This window comes from Acetoanaerobium noterae, from assembly GCF_900168025.1.
In the GTDB taxonomy this organism is placed as follows: Bacteria; Bacillota; Clostridia; order Peptostreptococcales; family Filifactoraceae; genus Acetoanaerobium; species Acetoanaerobium noterae.
Map to the genome: position 1 here is coordinate 517,591 of NZ_FUYN01000001.1, position 18,398 is coordinate 535,988.

The window sequence follows — 18,398 nt, forward strand, 5'->3', positions numbered from 1 at the left end:
AATTAAGAGCTTTGTCTTTCAATCAATGTATGTGGTAAAATGATATATTTTTCCTCTACATCTTGATTATCGATTAATTTTACAATGATTCTTGCAGCCACTGCACCCATATCATAAATAGGCTGTTTTATAACTGTTAGCGAAGGTCTAATCATAGAAGCTATTCTAGTGTCGTCATACCCAGCTATAGAAACGTCCTTTGGCACATTAATCCTGTTATCAAGAAGTGCATTAAGGGCACCAACTGCTAGCTCATCACTCGATGCAAATATAGCCTCTGGTATATTTCCTTTTTCTATCAGCATCTCTACTATCCTATATCCAGATTCATTAGTCGAATCACCCTGAAGCACCAAGCTCTTGTCTAAATCAATTCCAGAATCCTCGAGAGCTTTTTTGTAGCCTTTATATCTTTCTGAATCCTCAATATTATCTTCCACTGATGCTCTTAGAAAAGCAATTTTTTTCTTCCCTTTGTTTATGAAGTAGTGAGTCATATCATAAGAAGCTTGCTTATGGTCGATTCCAATCGAATATACGTCAAAATCTTTAGCATTTTTACTAATATAAACTGATGGAATTTGGCTCTCCTTAACCAAGTCTATTTGTGGCTTTTCTAGTTTTTCACTCACAAATATAATACCTGCAACTGCTTTAGATTTAAGAAGGTTGATATATTTAAGCTCCCTTTCTGATTCTCCATAGGTATTACAAAGAAATATATCATATTCGTACATTCTTCCTATTTCTTCAATTCCACTAAGTAAATCTCCTACAAACAAGCTCGATATATCAGGAACTATAACTCCTATAATATTGCTTTTTTTTGTAACCAAGCTTCTTGCTACTGGATTTGGAACATATCCAGTTTCTTTTATCACTCTAAGTACTTGATCTCTAATGTCACTGCTTACAGGCTTAGAATTATTAATTACTCTAGACACTGTAGAAATAGAAACACCAGCCATCTTTGCGACATCTTTAATTGTTACTGCCATTTTTTCCCTCCCCCAATCGTATCGATTAATAATTTACAACCTATTATTACCCAAAAGCTGAGCCTCTAGACGATAAATCGGTAATTTTTGTGCCATAAATCTTTTTTCATATTCAGTTAATATAAGCCTTTCATCATCTGGTTCAAAATCCTTAGAGTGCAAATCTAAATCTACTGATATCAAGCTGTCTTTTCTTGCGCTTAACTCAAGTAAAGTAAATTCAAAAAGGTTTCTGTTATCTGTTTTAAATATTAAGCTTTTGCTTTCATTTAAAACCTCAGTATATTTACTTAAAAAACATCTGCTAGTCAATCTTCTCCTATGATGTCTAGCTTTAGGCCAAGGATCTGAAAAATTAAGATATATTCTGCAGACATCACCCTTAGCAAAAAAATTCTCTATTTTACTAGCGTCAAAGCTTACAAATTTTATATTATCTAGATTTTCTTCGGAGGCCTTTGTTACTGCCTCTAACAAAAGGGCATCATTTTTTTCAATCCCTAAATAATTTACTTCAGGATTTCTCCTAGCTAGCTCTAATAAAAATCCACCCTTACCACAGCCTATTTCAAGCATTAACGGCTGATTTTTAGTATATGCTTCTTTTATATCCAGCTTTGTAATCGAGCTTAAATCAATATAGGTTTTTCCTTCAAATACTGACAATTTTTCTTTGTAATTTTTAGCTTTCCTATACCTCAAGATTGACCTCCTTTATAATATAACAATATTTTTATTGCAAAATGGGCTACTTTATAATAAACTATCTTCGAAGAACTCATAGTGTTGATTTAGGAGGATTGAATTTATGATTTATGAAACAATAAGAACTATCATTGCAGAGCATCTTGGTATAAATGAAAGTAAGATATCACTTGATACATCTATTAATGAAGATCTCGAAATAGATTCTCTAGATGCTGTTGAAATCATTATGGCCATTGAAGATGCATTCTCTATCGAAGTAGACGAAGAAGCTATCGAGCAATTTACTACGGTTAGAGAAATGGTAGAATATGTAGAAGCTCATCAATAAGTAGGCGTCAACTCTTTAACCAGCTCTCTCATATCATGAGGGAGCTCTGATTTTATATAGATGATTTCAGATTTTCTAGGTGAATAAAATCCTAGCTCAAAGCAATGAAGAGCTTGTCGATTTAATAAACTCATATCTCCACCATATAGCTCATCTCCCACAAGGGGATGCCCTATATGAGAAAAATGCACTCTTATCTGATGCGTTCTACCTGTTTCCAATGATATTTCAAGTAGTGTTGCTTGCTTTAGTTTATCTATAACCTTATATCTAGTTACTGCTCTTTGTCCTTTTTCTGAAACCATTCTTCTTATACCATCTTCACTTTTATCTATTGGAAGGTCAATTACTCCGCTTTCCTTCTCTAAATGCCCACTTACAACAGCATAATATTTTTTTCCCATCTCGTGCATTGCATCATCTTTAGTAAGTATACTATGGCAGTAGCTATTCTTTGCTACTATTAAAATTCCTGACGTATCCCTATCTAGCCTATTTACGAATCTAATCTTAGAATTTATTGACTTATCCTTAAATAGCTTAATCAGTCCATTGGCAAGAGTACCACTTTGATGTCCTTTAGTCGGATGAACCACCACAAAAGGCTCTTTTTCTACAACCATCAAATCTGCATCTTCATAAAGTAGTTTTATATCCATATCTTCAGCATCGTACTCATTTGCTTCATACGGCAAATTAATTTCTATTATATCTCCTATATTTACAAGCTCATGCATTTTGTAAAATTTTTTATTTACAAATATCTGCTTATCTTTTTTCAAAGAGTATAGTAACCTAAGAGATATTCCCATATCATTTAGGAGTATTTGCTTTAGGGTGTCGTTTCTCGATTCATTTTTCCATACTAATTTATTATATTGCTGGTTATTAAACCACATATTTAAACTCCTTTAGCATTCATATATTAATTCTATTCTTTAGCTAAATCACTGCTTGTTATTATGTATAGAGATTCTTTATATATTTATAGTAAAACTCTAAACATTATAATTGGCTTTGCATACAAAGTCAAATTATAATATGATGTATATGTAATTACAATTATTATATATTAACTGGACATTTACTTAAACCTAATTTTCCATCGCAATATCTAAATTTGAGACAGGAGCGATACGATTGAAGCGAAAAATAATTATTACGTATAACTCATATGATCGTTCTATAAGAACAGCTAAAATACTGCGTACCAAGCTAGCATCTGCTGGCTTTGAGGTTTTAGAAAAGCCTGACCCTGAAGCTGAGCTATTTATAGCCATAGGAGGAGATGGATCCTTTTTAAAAACACTTCACGATTATGATTTTCCAGAGGTACCGATTATCGGTATAAACACAGGTCACTTAGGCTTTTTTCAAGAGATTATGCCTCCCCAAATAGACAACTTTATAGATGCCTATATAAATAAAAGATATACTATCCAAGAGATTCATCCTATAGAGGCATTAATCTGCACTAGAACTAGCTGTGTTGAGCTACAGGCTATCAATGAATTCGTAGTCAAAGGTGACAAAAGTAGAACTATTCATTTAAACCTCAGCGTAAATACTAACTTTATAGAATGCTTTAGTGGAGATGGAGTTATTTTATCTACTCCCACAGGTTCTACTGCATATAATTATTCCTCAGGAGGAAGTATAGTTGACCCTAGCTTAAAGCTCATACAAGTAACACCTTTATCTCCTATAAATACAAATGCTTATAGATCCTTTACCTCTAGCATAATCCTACCCTCTGACGCAATAGTAAAAATCAGCCCTGAATATAGGTTTGAGGACTCTTTGGTATTTGTTACAGACGGAATAGAGCATAGATATAATCAAATAGTAGACCTTACCTTTCAGACCTCTACTATAAACATCAAGCTGCTTAGACTTGGGGGATATGAATTCTGGAGCAAGGTAACAGAAAAGTTTCTGTAAAGAATCAGAAAGGATGATAAAAATGAAAATAGGTGTAATAAGCGATACCCATGGAAGTCTTTATTTTTTTGAAATGGCAATGAGCTATCTTAAAGATTGCGATAAAATAATTCATGCAGGCGACATATTATATCACGGTCCTAGAAATGATATCCCTGGAGGATACAATCCAAAGGAGCTTGCTGAAAAAATAAATGCACTAGATAATATTGTATTTGCCAAAGGTAATTGCGATAGCGATGTTGATCAGATGGTTATAAATCACCCTATCCAGAGTCCCTATACAGTTCTTGATGCGGATAATCTAAATATATTGATTACCCATGGCTATACTAAATCAAAAGAGGATATGATTGAAGAGGCTAAAAAGTTTAAAGCCGATATTTTAATCTATGGACACACTCATAAAAAGGAGCTTACAAAATACGATTCCTTAATAGTATTAAATCCTGGAAGCACTTCTATTCCAAAAGATGGTTCAAGATCAGTTGCTATCATATATTCAGGTAAAATAGTTCTAATTGATATAGAAAACAATGGAAGTATTCTGAGCGAGCTGTATATTAAATAACTTCTAGATTAAAATACACCACTTGATTTAATTAAAAATCACAATTAAAAAAGGACTGCTGAAGACATAATTCATCAGCAATCCTTTAATATTTTATTAATACAATAAAGTTCTTATTGTCACTACAACAAGTTTCTAATTTTAAATAAAACAAGGTTTTTAGGAGCAATTAGCAATACATATAGTTTTATTGGAGAATTCTTATTCTTCTATATTGGTAAGTGCAGTATTTTCACTCATAGCAACTTCATCCTCAGAATCTATAACCCTCATCTTCAAATCAAATCCAGTTTGCTCCTGAAACTGATTTCTTATCGATTCATATTTATCTTTAGCTAATTCCTTGGTTATAAATGAAGATAAAATTACAAACTCAGCGCTTGAAACTCTAAAAGCTAAATCATGCTTATGGTCCATGGTTTTTCTAATAAGCATTGATAGCTTTTTAAGTAAATCGTCAGCTTTATCATACCCTATATCAGAATTTATTTTTTTGAAATTTTCTATATGGAAATTTATAAGGGAGAATTTATACCCATAATTCTTAGATTTATTTAGAGCTTCATTATATCTATCAATAAGATAACGTCTAGTATATAGCTTAGTAAGGCTGTCAACTGTTGATATATTTTTGTAGACTTCCTTTTGAGCCTTAATAAATTTATCTCTAGAGCTAATCTCGGATTCTAGATTCTTTATTTTATATCTTAAATATGATACCTCTTCAAATTTATTCATAACATTAGCAGAATAAGGATAGATATTAACGACTAAGTATTTTGAATTCATTTCAGATAGAACTATTAGTTTACCATCTATTTCTAGAGTAGTATCGTCAAATACTCTTAGATAGTTGATTCTATTTTTTATTTCTAAGGCTATGTCATTTCCAAAAACTTCAGTAAGAGTTTTATCTAGGTAAATATTCGAGCCAAGAATCTCATATATGTTATCAGTTATATACTTTATTTTTTCATCCTTACCTACTAGCATAGTAGCATAAGCGTTCATTTTAGTTTTTGATACTGATATTTTGGAGTTAAGTCTAGCTTTATCTTTTTTTACAGGTATCCCTGTGTAATGACCCAGTTCAATAATTTCATCATAATTAATTTTAGTTCCTATATAAGAGCTTATGCCCTTTGAATAATTAACCTCAAATTTAATTATCCCATCCATATCTGGTGATTCCACAATAATTCTTTTCCTGTTTCTGCTAAAAACTTCCTGCTCATAGGTTATGTCCATGAAATCATCTTTTGACTTAACATCAGGGAAGTACATATTAAATTTATTATTTTTATAAATAATATCTCCAGTTTCATCAAACGAAGCAATCATATAGAAGCTATCTTTAAGCGCAGTATCTAAGTCAAAAGTCATATCCACACCCCATATCTTTTCATTATAAAGCTACTAGGAATATATACCCTTAAAATTATTTTTATAATCAGCTAATTTTTGGCAAAAAAAAGGTACAATTCAAAAGATTGTTCTTCTGCTTTGTACCTTCATGTTCAGTTTATATTGCCTTATCTTAATAGATATCTATAGTTTTTGACTCAGCATTCCATTGTACATCAAATCCAAGATTAGCTAAATCAGTAGTTCTAATATAATCTTCTTTAGTTTCAATTATAGTAGATAGTAATCTAGATAATTGATTTACATTTAGATATGTTGCTCCATTAACATTTTTAATTTCTATTTTGCCTTCAGTAAAATCATTTCCTTTAAAATTTACATATGAACCGTCAAGACTAATTGACAGTGGCATTGGTGGCATTTCAGGCATCATCATCTCATTTAGTTCTTCTTGATTAACTACTTTAACTGAAGCAGGAAGAGAAATTTTTAAATCGCTTACTTTGTTTGATACGCTATTCATAGCAAGTTTTCCATTTCCCATAGGAGTTTTGATATCTAGAACTGCTTCTTGAGAGTATTTTGATTCTTCAAAAGTATCAACTTGGTAGTAAGCGCTTCCTTTGATTGCTGCTTTTGCAGTATCCTTGTATGGAGTAACAAAAGCATCGTACATTGCTAGCATCTCTTGCTTTTCTTCTTCAGTCATTTTAAAATCTGCTGGCATTAAGCTAGAAGGCAGCTTATCCATGTTGTTGAAGATATATCTCATATATGCATCTAATAAGTCAATCATTTTATCAGAATCTAAGTTAAGGGTATATTTATTTCCATCTTGCACCATACCCATATCCATTCCTAAGTCGATTTCTTCTACAAATTTCATAATTTCATCCATAAGTGAAGCACTTATTTCTACATTTTGCTCGTTTGTAATCTTCACAAAATCTTCAGCTATTTCAATATCTTTTTGGCTAGATAGCTTTACAAAAGCAAGAAAAGCTTCTTTATTGATATATAAATCTGCGCCTTTAGTATACATTTTAATTTGAGGAATGGCTGGAGAATTTTCTAGAGCCTCTGTGTTTACCTCAATATAAGTTACCATATCTTTCATGATACCTTTTGATTTAATATCCATTTTGTAATTGATTGAAAATCCATCAGTGGTTTTAAAATTAAGACTAAGATCTTGATCAGACTCTACGCCTTCCCACTGCATTATTTTTTTGTTTTCTTCCCAATATGCTTTTTCAACACTTGTAAAGCCCATAGTTGAAAGCATAATCATTAAAACTGCCATAATTAGTGATAATTTTTTCATTTTTTACACCTCTTTAGATTTGTTTTTTGTCACACTACTTTAATTCTTACATAAATATCCAGCAATGTCTATAGTCACATTTCCCTATAAGCTTTGCAATTGTTCAATCAGGTAAAAATTCTTACCTTTTTAATTCTATTTTTATCCACGTTTTCTATGATAAACTTTATGTTTTTATGCTGTATTACCTCTCCAGTTTTTGGAAGCCTTCCTATTTCTCCAATAATAAAGCCTCCAACAGATTCAAAATCCTCTGATTCCAAATTAATACCTAGCATATCATTTAAATCAGAAAGTCTTGCTGCTCCATTCACAACATATTCATCCTCTTTTATCACTTCAATTTCTTCTTCAGTATCATCATATTCATCGTCTATTTCACCGAAAATACTTTCTACTATATCCTCCATAGTAATTATTCCTGCTACTCCTCCATATTCATCGAGAACAGTAGCCATATGAATTTTATTACCTTGCATTTGCTTGAAAAAATCAGATATCATAATAAATTCAAAAGTGTTAAATGGAGGTCTCATATAGTCTCTCACATCAAAATTAAGCCTATCTGCTTCTCTATCCAAAAAGAATAAATCCTTCGCATAAAGAACTCCAATAATATTATCTATAGTGTCTTCATAAACAGGTAGTCTAGAGAATTTCTCATTTTTGAACATCCCTATAATCTCATCGTAAGTATCCTCAACAGATATTGCTTTTATATCCATTCTCTGAATCATAACGTCAGCTACTCTTAGGTCTCCAAACTCAAAAATATTATAAATCATTTCTTTTTCTTCGTGCTCTAGTACCCCTTCCTTACTAGAAACATCGACTAAAGTCTTTAGCTCTTCTTCTGTAATAAACGGCTTTTTATCATCAGGCTTTCCGCCTAAAATTTTTATTATGAGATTAGTTATTCTCGTAAGTACAAACACTAGAGGAGAAAGCAGTTTAACCAAAAAGTCTATAATAGGAGTAATTCTAAGCGAAAACTTTTCTGAATGCTGAATCGCCAAGTTTTTTGGTGTTACTTCTCCAAATATAAGAACCAAAATTGTCATTATAGCGGTCGCTATACCTACTCCTCCGTTAGGGTACAGCTTTATAGCAAGAGCTGTAGCTATAGAAGATGCTCCAATGTTAACAACGTTATTTCCAATCAATATTGTTCCTATTAATCTATTTGGATCATCCAAAAGCTTTTCAACTCTTTTAGCGTTTTTAACATTTTCCTTAACCATATGCTTAAGCCTAATCTTACTAAGCGATAGCAATGCTGTCTCTGAAGCTGAGAAAAAAGCTGATGCCCCAATCAAAACAATTAAAAATAACCCCTGCCAATAATCAATCGTATCCAAGTACGTTCACTCTCCTTAAATAATTACTTGTCAAAACATATATATTTTTCAACAAAGCCCTCTAGGCCTTGCTCTCTTATATATTCCCACTTAAACATAAAATATTCCTCCAAAAGGTAAAACATCGTCAAAATAACCTTTGCACTATCTTTATCATACTCTGTGGACACTGCAATATTATTAAATCTATCAAAAAATGCTTTTGTATCATCGCTAAATAGCTCATTATAATTGCTGTCCAAAGTCTCTAGCACTCTAATAATACCACAATGAACTCTATTTATATCTTTTTGTTTATTCATAGCCTTATCAATATCAAAAACCTCAGAAATTTCGTCAATGTCTTTGTCCTGTAAAAAATAGCTCAGTGGAACCTCCTTATAGCAGCTTTCTATTTTGCAGCAAAGATGGTCATATATAGTATGTCTTCTATCCATATTTAAAGCAGCTACAAGATTAAATAAATCATTTTTTTGCATAGTATCTGGATACAGCTCCAAATTTGCAAGAGCCTTTGCGCAAATCACATATTTAATTGAATCATTTCTGAAATTCCTTATCCAATTAAAATATTTTTCAGTGTTACCCTCAAGTAGTATTTGTTTATTTTGAAACACTATATCGATAAGCTTTTTAGCTTTATCGCTAGCCTTACTGAATAGCCCTGATAAATCACCATCTTCATTAAGCAGCTGATTCATTAATAGAGCTAACTCGCAAACCTCTTCGTCCGCTTGAGCTTTTGCCAATAGATAAATCATATAGGTTTCTTCCAAAGTAATGTCTGAAAATCCAGCTTTCAAAACATTTTTAAACATATTTTCCCCCTAAAATAGTTAGTTTTGATATAATCAAATTACAACAATATATTTTTCTATATATTCCTATTATAAAGGAGGTATCATGCTATGAAAAGCCTGCTAAATAAAATAAAGGGATTGATATATTCACAGGATGTCATTTCACTACTTGATTCTCATCATGAGATATTAAAAACCATAGCTCAATCTGAAGAATATAAGACAACTTTGATAGAAATGGAAAAAAATCTTGAGTTTTCATACTCAAAGCTAAAAAATCTCTTTACACCTTTGTTAAATTCGTACAATTATCCTGAATCGTCAAATTTTGAAAAGGATTTGTATGAATACGTACTTGCCCTGTCATTTCCTGACAAATTTTCCTATGATAGTAAATTTCTTAATTTGTATAAATTTTTTATGTTAATTCTTAGAGAGCTTTACTCTCAAGAAAAAGATTTAGACGCAGAATCAAATCTTTCAAAATATAAAGTTGAGCTTTTAGATGAAGATGAGTTTTCTCATTACGAATCTTCTGCAGAATACTCAACATTTATCCAGTCATATTACAATCTATATATCTATGAAGCCATGAGGCTAGGATTGGAATTCAAAGGATTTAATACAATTGACCATGTAATTATGATTCATCACTTAGCAACTTTTATAGGCAAGCAAATGACATCAAAGCATGTAGAAATAGATTTAGGGAAGGTTTCAGCTGCCTCAATGGGGCATGATATAGGCAAATTCGGTTGCATAGGCGACGAGGTCTCTAGAGTTCCTTATCTTCACTATTACTATACTGATAAATGGTTTAAGGATAATGCTATGCCTATGATAGGTCATATAGCTACTAATCATTCTGTTTGGGATATTGAGCTTGAAAATCTTCCTATAGAATCCTTAGTTCTTATCTATTCCGATTTTAGAGTAAAAAATGATGCAAAGGGAAAAATGAATATTTTTTCTTTAGACGAATCCTTCGATGTAATTCTAGAAAAGCTAGATAATGTCGACGAACAAAAAACTATCAGATATAAAAGAGCCTATGGAAAGCTCAAAGACTTTGAGAACTATTTATTATCCTTAAATATAGATATCCTAGATGAATCAAAGCCTAAAATAAGTGCAAAGCCCAAGCCTTATGCTTTATTATTTGACCAGGAAATCACTGATAACCTCAAATTTTATTCAATATCTAAAAATATAACCATAATGCATCTGCTTAGAAGTGAAGCTTCACTAACTCATTTGCTGGAATACGCAAGAACAGAGCGCAATCCTCTTAGACTCAGAGAGTATATAGACGTATTTAAGGAATACTCTACTCACCTTTCACAAAAGCAAAAACTACTTATGATGAAATTCTTGTTTGATATGACTGTCCATCATGAAGAAGATATTCGAATAGAATCAGCCACCTTCCTAGGTAAGCTCATATCAAATTTTGATGAAGAATATAGAAAAGAGCTTCCTAAAAATGCCGTTATAGATAATCCAGAAACCAATGCTCTAGAATTATTTTCTCAGTATGCTACAAAAATGATAGAGCCCAATATAAAAACTATTCCTATTCACAAAAAATGGCTCGGGCTTTCTTTTGCTTACTTTATCAAAACAGTGTCCATATATATACCAGATGGCTTAAGAACTGACTTTGAAAATTCATGTGCAAAACTACTAACTAATCACGCAGGTGAAGAAAATCAAATCAAATATTTATTGCTTGCACTTATCAGCATAGAGTTAAGAAATGAAAATACTCTTAATGATGCTTTATTCTTAGCTCTACATTCTATAAAAAGTGAAAATGAAGACATCAAAGCCCTAGCCTTGCTCCTACTAATAGGCTACAGACATAAAATAACAAAAGACAGCGTGCTTTATTCCACAATAGAAGAAAGCCTTCAAAACAATATAGGTAATCTTGACAATATTTCATTTAATTATCTTTCTCTAGAGCTTTCTAAAGCACTTGGCATAAGAGATTTAGAATATCTCTATGAGCAAGCTATGCAAAGCACTAAAAGTAGACTTTCAGAAATATTTTTAAACAATCTCAAAAGTGCTACTTCGTTTATTCAAAAAATCGTACACATTGACATTTTGAAAAAAAATGCCCTCGAAAACATCAACTATATGGGCGCATATACAGCTATGCACTTTTGCAATATTTTAAAGGTCAGCGAAATAGAAATAGTAAGAACAAAAGCTGGGCATTCACTTATTGAGATTTTCCCTCACTTGAATATTGAGCAAAGAAACGATATAGCGATAGAGCTCATACGTTCACTTGAGATGCAAGATTATAAATTTGCAAAGTTCATACCTCATTATCTAGGCGAAATCCTGCTTTACATCTCTCCTAAGGAGTTTGATGAGATATTAGATGATTTTGAAATGAATATTAAGACATCAGAATCAAACATAGTATTTCTTATCTTAAAAACCTTAGGAAGATATATCTCTTTATATAGTAGATATTACGAAAACTATCCTCAAGAAAGCAGGAATTACAAAAGCCTGTTTCGTATAGTTGGAATCCTCATGTGTGCTTTAGTCCACTATGAAAAGAAAGTGAGAAGAGCAGCTTTAGAAGTGATTTCAAAGGATATCTTCGATTGCCTTACTATAGATGAGGCCTTAAAAGCATCCATATTTAAAAAAATGGCTAAAAAAATGTTAACCCTGCTTCCTCCAAAAACAGACGATATCGGTCAGCTCAGCATAGGTTCAAGCATGAATAGAATTTATAGATATATCTGCGAGTACGAGCTTGAAAATGGAGCTGTGGAGTATGAAAACAAAAAAAACATTGCATTCTTCCCTGGAACCTTTGATCCATTTACCTTAGGTCATAAAAGCATCGCAAAAACTATTAGAGATATGGGGCTCGAAGTCTACCTTTCTGTAGATGAATTTTCGTGGTCAAAAAGAACTCAGCCTCACATGATAAGAAGAGAAATAGCCAGAATGGCTGTTGCTGATGAATTTGATATCTATCTTTATCCTAGTAGCATGCCTGTAAACATAGCTAATGACAAGGATGTAGACCACCTTGTAAATAATTTTCCTAATCGAGACGTACACATGGTCACTGGAAAGGATGTAATATACAACGCTTCAGCCTATAGAGGAGATTATAAAATCAGAGAGCTTCCTCATATAGTTTTCGAAAGAGAAGACATGCAGCTTCCTAAAGATGCAAATGAACAAGAGGATTTCAAGCAATATCTAAAGAAACCATATACCTATGTTCAGCTAGATGATGCATTTACTCATATTAGCTCAACTCTTATAAGAAGCTGTATAGACCAAGATAAAGATATTTCAAACATGGTAGACCCTCTTTGTGAAAAGTATATCTACGACAAAGGTCTGTATAAAAAAGAACCTCTATTTAAGTCTGATGCTAAAGAAATAAATAGAAGAGTTGAAATCTACAAGCATCCGCCTAAAACTATAATAGCCAAGCTAGCTCAGAGCTTTGCAGATGTAGATTTGGATAAGCTTTTTGCTTTCATAGATGATGAAAACACAAGATGTATAGCGCTTCTAAACGATCATTCTAGTGAAGTACTAGGTTTTTCAGTATTCAAGTGGCTTCCATCAACTAGCATATATTCAAGATTTGAAGATAAAACTGTATGTGACTTTATTAGAAATGTATATGTAGGTAGAATCGTGCACCTAGGCGGAATATTTGGAAATAAAGAAACAATGACTATACTATTTACAGAAACCCTGACATATTCACTAGGCAAGGACTACACCTTCATGATTTACTCAAATGAAACAATGTCTAGCGAAAATAAAGCTTTAGAAGAAATTATAACGCTTAGTGGCTTTACTCATATTCAGAGTCGAAAATCCATCTACTACGTCAATATGAGCAACCCGTGTACTTTAAACTTGGACCTTGAAAACTTTATTAAAGAGCCGTTTTTAAATAACGATAAAATACAGTCTACTATTGAAAGCACTAGAACAAATCTTCAGACTGCTATTGCAAAGCTCTATCCAGCAAATCTAATTATTCCTTTTGACAATAGGATGTTCAAGGAAAAATTAATTGCTAAAATTTGTGAGGAAAATCAAGTGCCACACACACCTACTGTACCAAGAAAATTAGGTGAAAAAATCTGTGTACCTTTTGGACACATACTTTCAAAGCTAATTATTCCTAATACCGTGTCAAAATCGCTTCACACAGAAAAAATATTCAACAAAGATTTGAGTGGCTTTACTGTTAGAGCCTATCCATTTTATCTATCTCTAGATAAACAGGTAAAAACCATCAAATCTTTTGCTAAAGAAGTAATCCTTGTGGATGATATTTTGAACAAAGGATATAGAATCAACGCTCTAGATCCAATACTAAAAAGACAGAATGTCAAAGTGTCTAAAGTAATTGTAGGCATATTAACAGGCAAAGGCAAAGAGCTTATGGAAATCCAAGGCAGAGATGTGGACAGTGCGTATTTTATTCCAAAATTAAACGTATGGTTTAACGAGGGAATCCTCTATCCGTTTATTAGCGGAGATGGAATTGAGGATGCTAACTTAATAGGTTCAATGATTCCATCTATTAACCTCATACTTCCATACACCTCTCCACACTATATTAAAGATACAAATGCTCATGATTTATATAACTTCTCTATGACTTGCCTTGAAAATGCTTATGCCATATTAAAGAGCTTAGAAGAAGTCTATGAAGAGCTGTTTGAGAGAAGACTCACAGTTTCTGCATTAAATGAGGTTTTGGTCTACCCTAGAGTAGTAGACTATGGCAACAACTTGGAGTATTCAAAAAATCAAACTCCGTCATCATATGTACTCGATGATATAGAAAGGCTTAAACGACTTAAAAAAATGATACTAAAGTAGGTGACCTATGAAATATTTCAAAACTAATAGCAAAGTGTTATGCATTCAAAATGAAGCCATAGAAAAAGCGTTTCAAAGCTTATTATCAGATTCTAATCTAATTGAATTTCAGAATATCGAGGAGTCTGATGACATCTATTATTTTACTATTCAGCCTAAAGGTGATTTTAGACGTTCATTCCTACTAGATAGCATAGGCTTAATGAATGCTGATAAAGAAGATATATCTCTTCTTTATCAGCAAGAAGCTGGTGATATTCAAAATAATATAGATCCAGATTTTCTGAGCTTAATAAAAGCTCAAAGAGTGATGAGCATTAATTTATCTCATCCAAATTGGAAAGATTGCTTAGGTAATAATCCTCTTCCAGCCTCTAAACCTATACACCTTAACATAGTAGGTCTAGGAGATGTAGGCGGAACGCTTCTTACAGGGCTGAAGCTTACAGGAGGTAACCATATCTCAACTATAGGCATCTACGATAAGGATGAAAACAAAATGCTTCGCTATGAACAAGAGATGGAGCAAATTCACTTTGACGGACTAAGTATGCCAAAGGTTATTCGCCTAGATGAAAATGACATCTTTGATTGTGATGTGCTCGCATTTACAGTAGCTACCTTTATTCCTCCAGTTGGCAGTGAAATAAAGGATGTACGAATGGCTCAGCTAGAACAAAACTCTAAGATACTAAAAATATATGCAAAAAAAGCTAGAGAAGCTAAGTTCAAAGGTCTTTTTGCCATTCTTTCTGACCCAGTAGACCAGCTATGCAGAGTTGCCTATGAACAAAGCAATACTGATGATTCTGGAACCAAAGATTACCTAGGTCTAGCAAGCGACCAAATCAAAGGGTATGGACTAGGAGTGATGCATGCAAGAGCAGTATATCACGCTAAAAGAAATCCTGCTTTAGCTTCGTATTTAGAAGAAGGAAGAGCCTATGGCCCTCACGGAAAAGGTCTAATCATAGCAAATAGCATAGATAATTACGATGAAGACTTAAGTGAGCAGCTTACTCAGCTTGCTCTGCACTCAAATTTAGATGTAAGAGCCACAGGCTTCAAGCCTTATATTGCACCTGCTCTGTCTTCAGGCTGTCTTAGCCTCCTAGCCACAATAAGAGGTGACTGGCATTATAGCTCAGTGTTTATAAACGGGAAATTCTTAGGCTGTAAAAATAGGCTTACTAAAAGCGGTGTCCAAATAGAAGCTTTAGCTTTGCCTGAAAAGCTAATAAACAAACTAGCTGTTACTTTTTCTGATTTATAATATAGACAACTGGTTAACCTAGGGGGAATAGAACAATGCTATATATATTTTCATCGGATTCACCTTCAATCCAGCTCTCAGAAATGATTAATGCTTTTTGTCATTCTTATTCTGACTTTAAATTTGTAGCTCTAGATAATCTTCCTTCACTAAAGCAACATGACAAAGTCCTATTTGCCTGGGAAGCTGATATCTGCGGTGTTGATACTAGTATTTTAAAGCTCATTCACAAAGCATATTTAAGCTCGCCTAAATTTTTTAGTGGCTGCAAAGGCTCTATCCTATGCTTTAGCAAGACGATTTTTTACACAAAATATTTTTCAAGCCATATAGCATTTTTGACAAACAACATGGGTCTAGAATTCATCGGAAAGCCTATGGTCGAAGCTATAGAAAGCTATAATAATTTCAAAAACAAACAAAGGCTGAACAATATATCTTTAAAACAGCTGTGCCTCGAAGAATGTATGAATCTAGGCAAAAGGCTAAAAAATGACAAGCATGAATTAAATCAAAACCCTAAAATAACTGCAGTTCATGCTAGTCACATAGATAGGTCAAACACCTATGCTCTTATGAAGCTGATATTAGATAACCTATCTATTGAAAAAAGCATATTTTCATTAGCTGAGGAAAGAATAATGGACTGCCGAGGCTGTGACTTTGAGCAGTGCATGAATTTTTCTAATCACGGCGTGTGCTATTATGAAGGTGACAAGCTAAAGGATATATTCAAATCTCTTGATTCATCACAGGCCCTAATTGTTGCCTGTCCAAACTACAACGACTCTATGCCAGCAAACTATTTCGCCATGATTAACAGGATGACCTATATTTATAGACAAAAGGATTTTTCTGATAAATACCTCTACGCTATTATCGTATCTGCAAACTCAGGTTTCGACATGGTTGCAGGGCAAATAATATCAGCTTTTTGCTTTAATAAAGGATTTAGGCTAGCTCCGAACTTTGCTCTTATGGAGCAAGCAAATGAACCTCTTTCAATATTAAACCTTCCTCATATAAACCAAAGTATGAGTAAGTACGCTAAGGATTTAGAACAAAAACTAAAAGAAAATTAATAGTCTTTTGTATTAACTCTAATCAAGATTTCAGTAGCCCTGTTATTTTTAACATAAAAATAAGCCTTGATTATCATCATAAAATGGAACCTATATAAATAGTCTTTTTCAAGTGTCTATTTTATAGGTTCCATTTCAAATCTTAATATGATGTATCTGGGCTTTTAATTGTAATAAATATTTTGTAATCAACAAGATTTCTAGAACTTATTTGCAAGCTTTGATTATAGTATTGTTTAATATTATTACTTGTTTTTTATTTATTTTTCTTACTTATCAAAAATAGTCCTACTACTATAAGAAGCGCACTAAATACCAATTTATCGTCGATATTTATAAAGCCAAGAAGCTTCTTGGCAAGATAGCCTCCTCCGATTATTATCAGTCCTATGCCTATAACCTTTGCACTTTTATCGCTTCTATCATTATTATAGTCTGGAGCTTTGTTATAGTTTGGCTCTGCTTTACTTGATGCTGTGTATTCATTACTTTGATTATAATCTACTTCTTCAGCTGGTATTTCTTCACCTTCGCCTTGAGGCTCTTTAGGATAACTAGGTGCATGATATGTTTGATTATGATAGGTTTCCATACCATATGGTCTTTGCGGAATAACAATCCATGCTATAATATATGCTAAAAAACCGAATCCTGAAAAAAATGAAACTGCCCAAATAATTCTTATGATAGTTGGGTCTATGTCTAGATACTCAGCTAGTCCAGCACATACTCCTCCTAATATTTTGTCTGAATTCGAACGATAAATCCTATTACCCATATAACTCATCTCCCGTTTTATATACGATTTAGTTTTATATATATTATACCAAAATTCAAGTTTATGATTAACAATATTATTACACAAAAAACAAGTGTAAACAAAAGGCCAAAGTAAGGCATCCTTCATCTACACTTTTTATTGTGAATTCAATAATAACCCCATCAAACATTAGTATAGCTTTTTTGTGGGGTTATTTTTGATATTACACTCTGATTTTTTAATCAAATTTATTCAATTTTACTTTAAAGACTGGTATCTCTCTTCGATTATGCTCCAGTTTACAACATTCCACCAAGCATCAATATAATCTGGTCTTTTGTTCATATACTTAAGATAATATGCATGCTCCCAAACATCCAATCCAAAAATAACTTTCTTGCCTTCTGATATAGGATTATCTTGATTAGGAGTAGATACTATATCTATGCTGTTATCAGAATTTAGAACTAGCCAGCCCCAGCCACTACCAAATCTACCTACTGAAGCATCTTTAAACTTTGCTTTAAAGCTTTCAAAATCTCCAAATTTTTCATCTATCTTCTTAGCAAGCTCTCCTACAGGCTTTCTCTCTCCATCAGGTGACATAATCTTCCAAAATAAGTCATGATTATAGTGACCTCCACCATTATTTCTAACAGCTGCTTTTATATCCTCTGGAAGCTTATCTAAAGATTTTAATATCTCTTCTATCTCCATATTTTGAAATTCTGGATACTTTTCCAAAGCTTGATTTAGTTTATCAACATAAGCTTGATGATGTTTAGTATGGTGAATTTCCATAGTTTGTTTATCGATATGTGGCTCAAGTGCATCATAAGAATAGTTTAGTTCAGGTAATTTAAAAATCATAATTCATCTCTCCTTAAAAATATCTAATATTTTATATATAAAGTTTTTTTGTTATCTGTTAATATAGATATCCATTTAGAGAAATGATAATCATTTTCTTTTGATATTTTTTATCTTTTGTTTTGTA

The 18,398-nt window shown here is 32.5% G+C and carries 15 protein-coding genes; 6 read left to right on the plus strand and 9 right to left on the minus strand.

Going from position 1 to position 18,398, the window contains the following annotated elements:
- Positions 1 to 2: 2 nt before the first annotated feature.
- Together B5X47_RS02655 and trmB are read right to left on the minus strand one after the other, a co-directional pair.
- Positions 3 to 998 (minus strand): LacI family DNA-binding transcriptional regulator, encoded by a 996-nt coding sequence (locus B5X47_RS02655; RefSeq protein WP_079588662.1) that lies wholly within the window; start codon positions 996 to 998, stop codon positions 3 to 5.
- Between the two features lie 33 nt (positions 999 to 1,031).
- Entirely contained in the window at positions 1,032 to 1,700 is a 669-nt protein-coding gene (gene trmB / locus B5X47_RS02660; protein WP_079588663.1) for a tRNA (guanosine(46)-N7)-methyltransferase TrmB, read from the minus strand.
- Between the two features lie 106 nt (positions 1,701 to 1,806).
- Here trmB and acpP point away from each other — a divergent pair, with 106 nt between their 5' ends.
- Positions 1,807 to 2,034, plus strand: a complete 228-nt coding sequence (gene acpP, locus B5X47_RS02665; protein WP_079588664.1) for an acyl carrier protein — start codon at positions 1,807 to 1,809, stop codon at positions 2,032 to 2,034.
- Here acpP and B5X47_RS02670 read toward each other — a convergent pair.
- Positions 2,028 to 2,933, minus strand: a complete 906-nt coding sequence (locus B5X47_RS02670; protein WP_079588665.1) for an RluA family pseudouridine synthase — start codon at positions 2,931 to 2,933, stop codon at positions 2,028 to 2,030. The genes acpP and B5X47_RS02670 overlap by 7 nt on opposite strands.
- Positions 2,934 to 3,174: 241 nt before the next feature.
- Between B5X47_RS02670 and B5X47_RS02675 the strand changes: the two genes are divergently transcribed.
- Both B5X47_RS02675 and yfcE read left to right on the plus strand, forming a co-directional pair.
- Positions 3,175 to 3,975 (plus strand): NAD(+)/NADH kinase, encoded by an 801-nt coding sequence (locus B5X47_RS02675; RefSeq protein WP_079588666.1) that lies wholly within the window; start codon positions 3,175 to 3,177, stop codon positions 3,973 to 3,975.
- Between the two features lie 22 nt (positions 3,976 to 3,997).
- Positions 3,998 to 4,546 carry a phosphodiesterase gene (yfcE, locus tag B5X47_RS02680; protein ID WP_079588667.1) on the plus strand — a complete coding sequence of 183 codons (549 nt, stop codon included), beginning with the start codon at positions 3,998 to 4,000 and terminating at the stop codon, positions 4,544 to 4,546.
- Positions 4,547 to 4,747: 201 nt separating this feature from the next.
- Here the strand turns inward: yfcE and B5X47_RS02685 are convergent, their stop codons facing one another.
- The 4 genes from B5X47_RS02685 to B5X47_RS02700 all read right to left on the minus strand — a co-directional run bounded on the left by B5X47_RS02685 (position 4,748) and on the right by B5X47_RS02700 (position 9,411).
- Entirely contained in the window at positions 4,748 to 5,929 is a 1,182-nt protein-coding gene (locus tag B5X47_RS02685; RefSeq protein ID WP_079588668.1) for a GGDEF domain-containing protein, read from the minus strand.
- 154 nt (positions 5,930 to 6,083) lie between these two features.
- Positions 6,084 to 7,235 carry a hypothetical protein gene (locus B5X47_RS02690; RefSeq protein WP_079588669.1) on the minus strand — a complete coding sequence of 384 codons (1,152 nt, stop codon included), beginning with the start codon at positions 7,233 to 7,235 and terminating at the stop codon, positions 6,084 to 6,086.
- 107 nt (positions 7,236 to 7,342) lie between these two features.
- On the minus strand, positions 7,343 to 8,593 hold the full coding sequence (locus B5X47_RS02695; protein ID WP_079588670.1) for an HlyC/CorC family transporter: 1,251 nt from the start codon (positions 8,591 to 8,593) through the stop codon (positions 7,343 to 7,345).
- Positions 8,594 to 8,616: 23 nt separating this feature from the next.
- On the minus strand, positions 8,617 to 9,411 hold the full coding sequence (locus B5X47_RS02700) for a hypothetical protein (protein ID WP_079588671.1): 795 nt from the start codon (positions 9,409 to 9,411) through the stop codon (positions 8,617 to 8,619).
- 90 nt (positions 9,412 to 9,501) lie between these two features.
- On the opposite strand from B5X47_RS02700, the gene B5X47_RS02705 reads away from it, so the two are divergent.
- From B5X47_RS02705 to B5X47_RS02715, 3 genes are read left to right on the plus strand one after another with little or no spacing between them, the layout of a single operon-like run.
- The gene (locus tag B5X47_RS02705; RefSeq protein ID WP_079588672.1) at positions 9,502 to 14,286 is read left to right on the plus strand and encodes a nicotinate-nicotinamide nucleotide adenylyltransferase; all 4,785 of its coding nucleotides are present in this window, start codon (positions 9,502 to 9,504) and stop codon (positions 14,284 to 14,286) included.
- 7 nt (positions 14,287 to 14,293) lie between these two features.
- Positions 14,294 to 15,559 carry a Rossmann-fold NAD(P)-binding domain-containing protein gene (locus B5X47_RS02710; RefSeq protein WP_079588673.1) on the plus strand — a complete coding sequence of 422 codons (1,266 nt, stop codon included), beginning with the start codon at positions 14,294 to 14,296 and terminating at the stop codon, positions 15,557 to 15,559.
- Positions 15,560 to 15,594: 35 nt separating this feature from the next.
- Positions 15,595 to 16,641 (plus strand): flavodoxin family protein, encoded by a 1,047-nt coding sequence (locus tag B5X47_RS02715; protein WP_079588674.1) that lies wholly within the window; start codon positions 15,595 to 15,597, stop codon positions 16,639 to 16,641.
- Between the two features lie 256 nt (positions 16,642 to 16,897).
- Here B5X47_RS02715 and B5X47_RS02720 read toward each other — a convergent pair whose 3' ends face one another.
- Both B5X47_RS02720 and B5X47_RS02725 read right to left on the minus strand, forming a co-directional pair.
- Complete coding sequence (locus B5X47_RS02720; RefSeq protein ID WP_079588675.1) at positions 16,898 to 17,419, minus strand: PspC domain-containing protein; 522 nt, start codon at positions 17,417 to 17,419, stop codon at positions 16,898 to 16,900.
- A gap of 240 nt (positions 17,420 to 17,659) precedes the next feature.
- On the minus strand, positions 17,660 to 18,271 hold the full coding sequence (locus B5X47_RS02725; RefSeq protein WP_079588676.1) for a superoxide dismutase: 612 nt from the start codon (positions 18,269 to 18,271) through the stop codon (positions 17,660 to 17,662).
- Between the last annotated feature and the right edge of the window lie 127 nt (positions 18,272 to 18,398).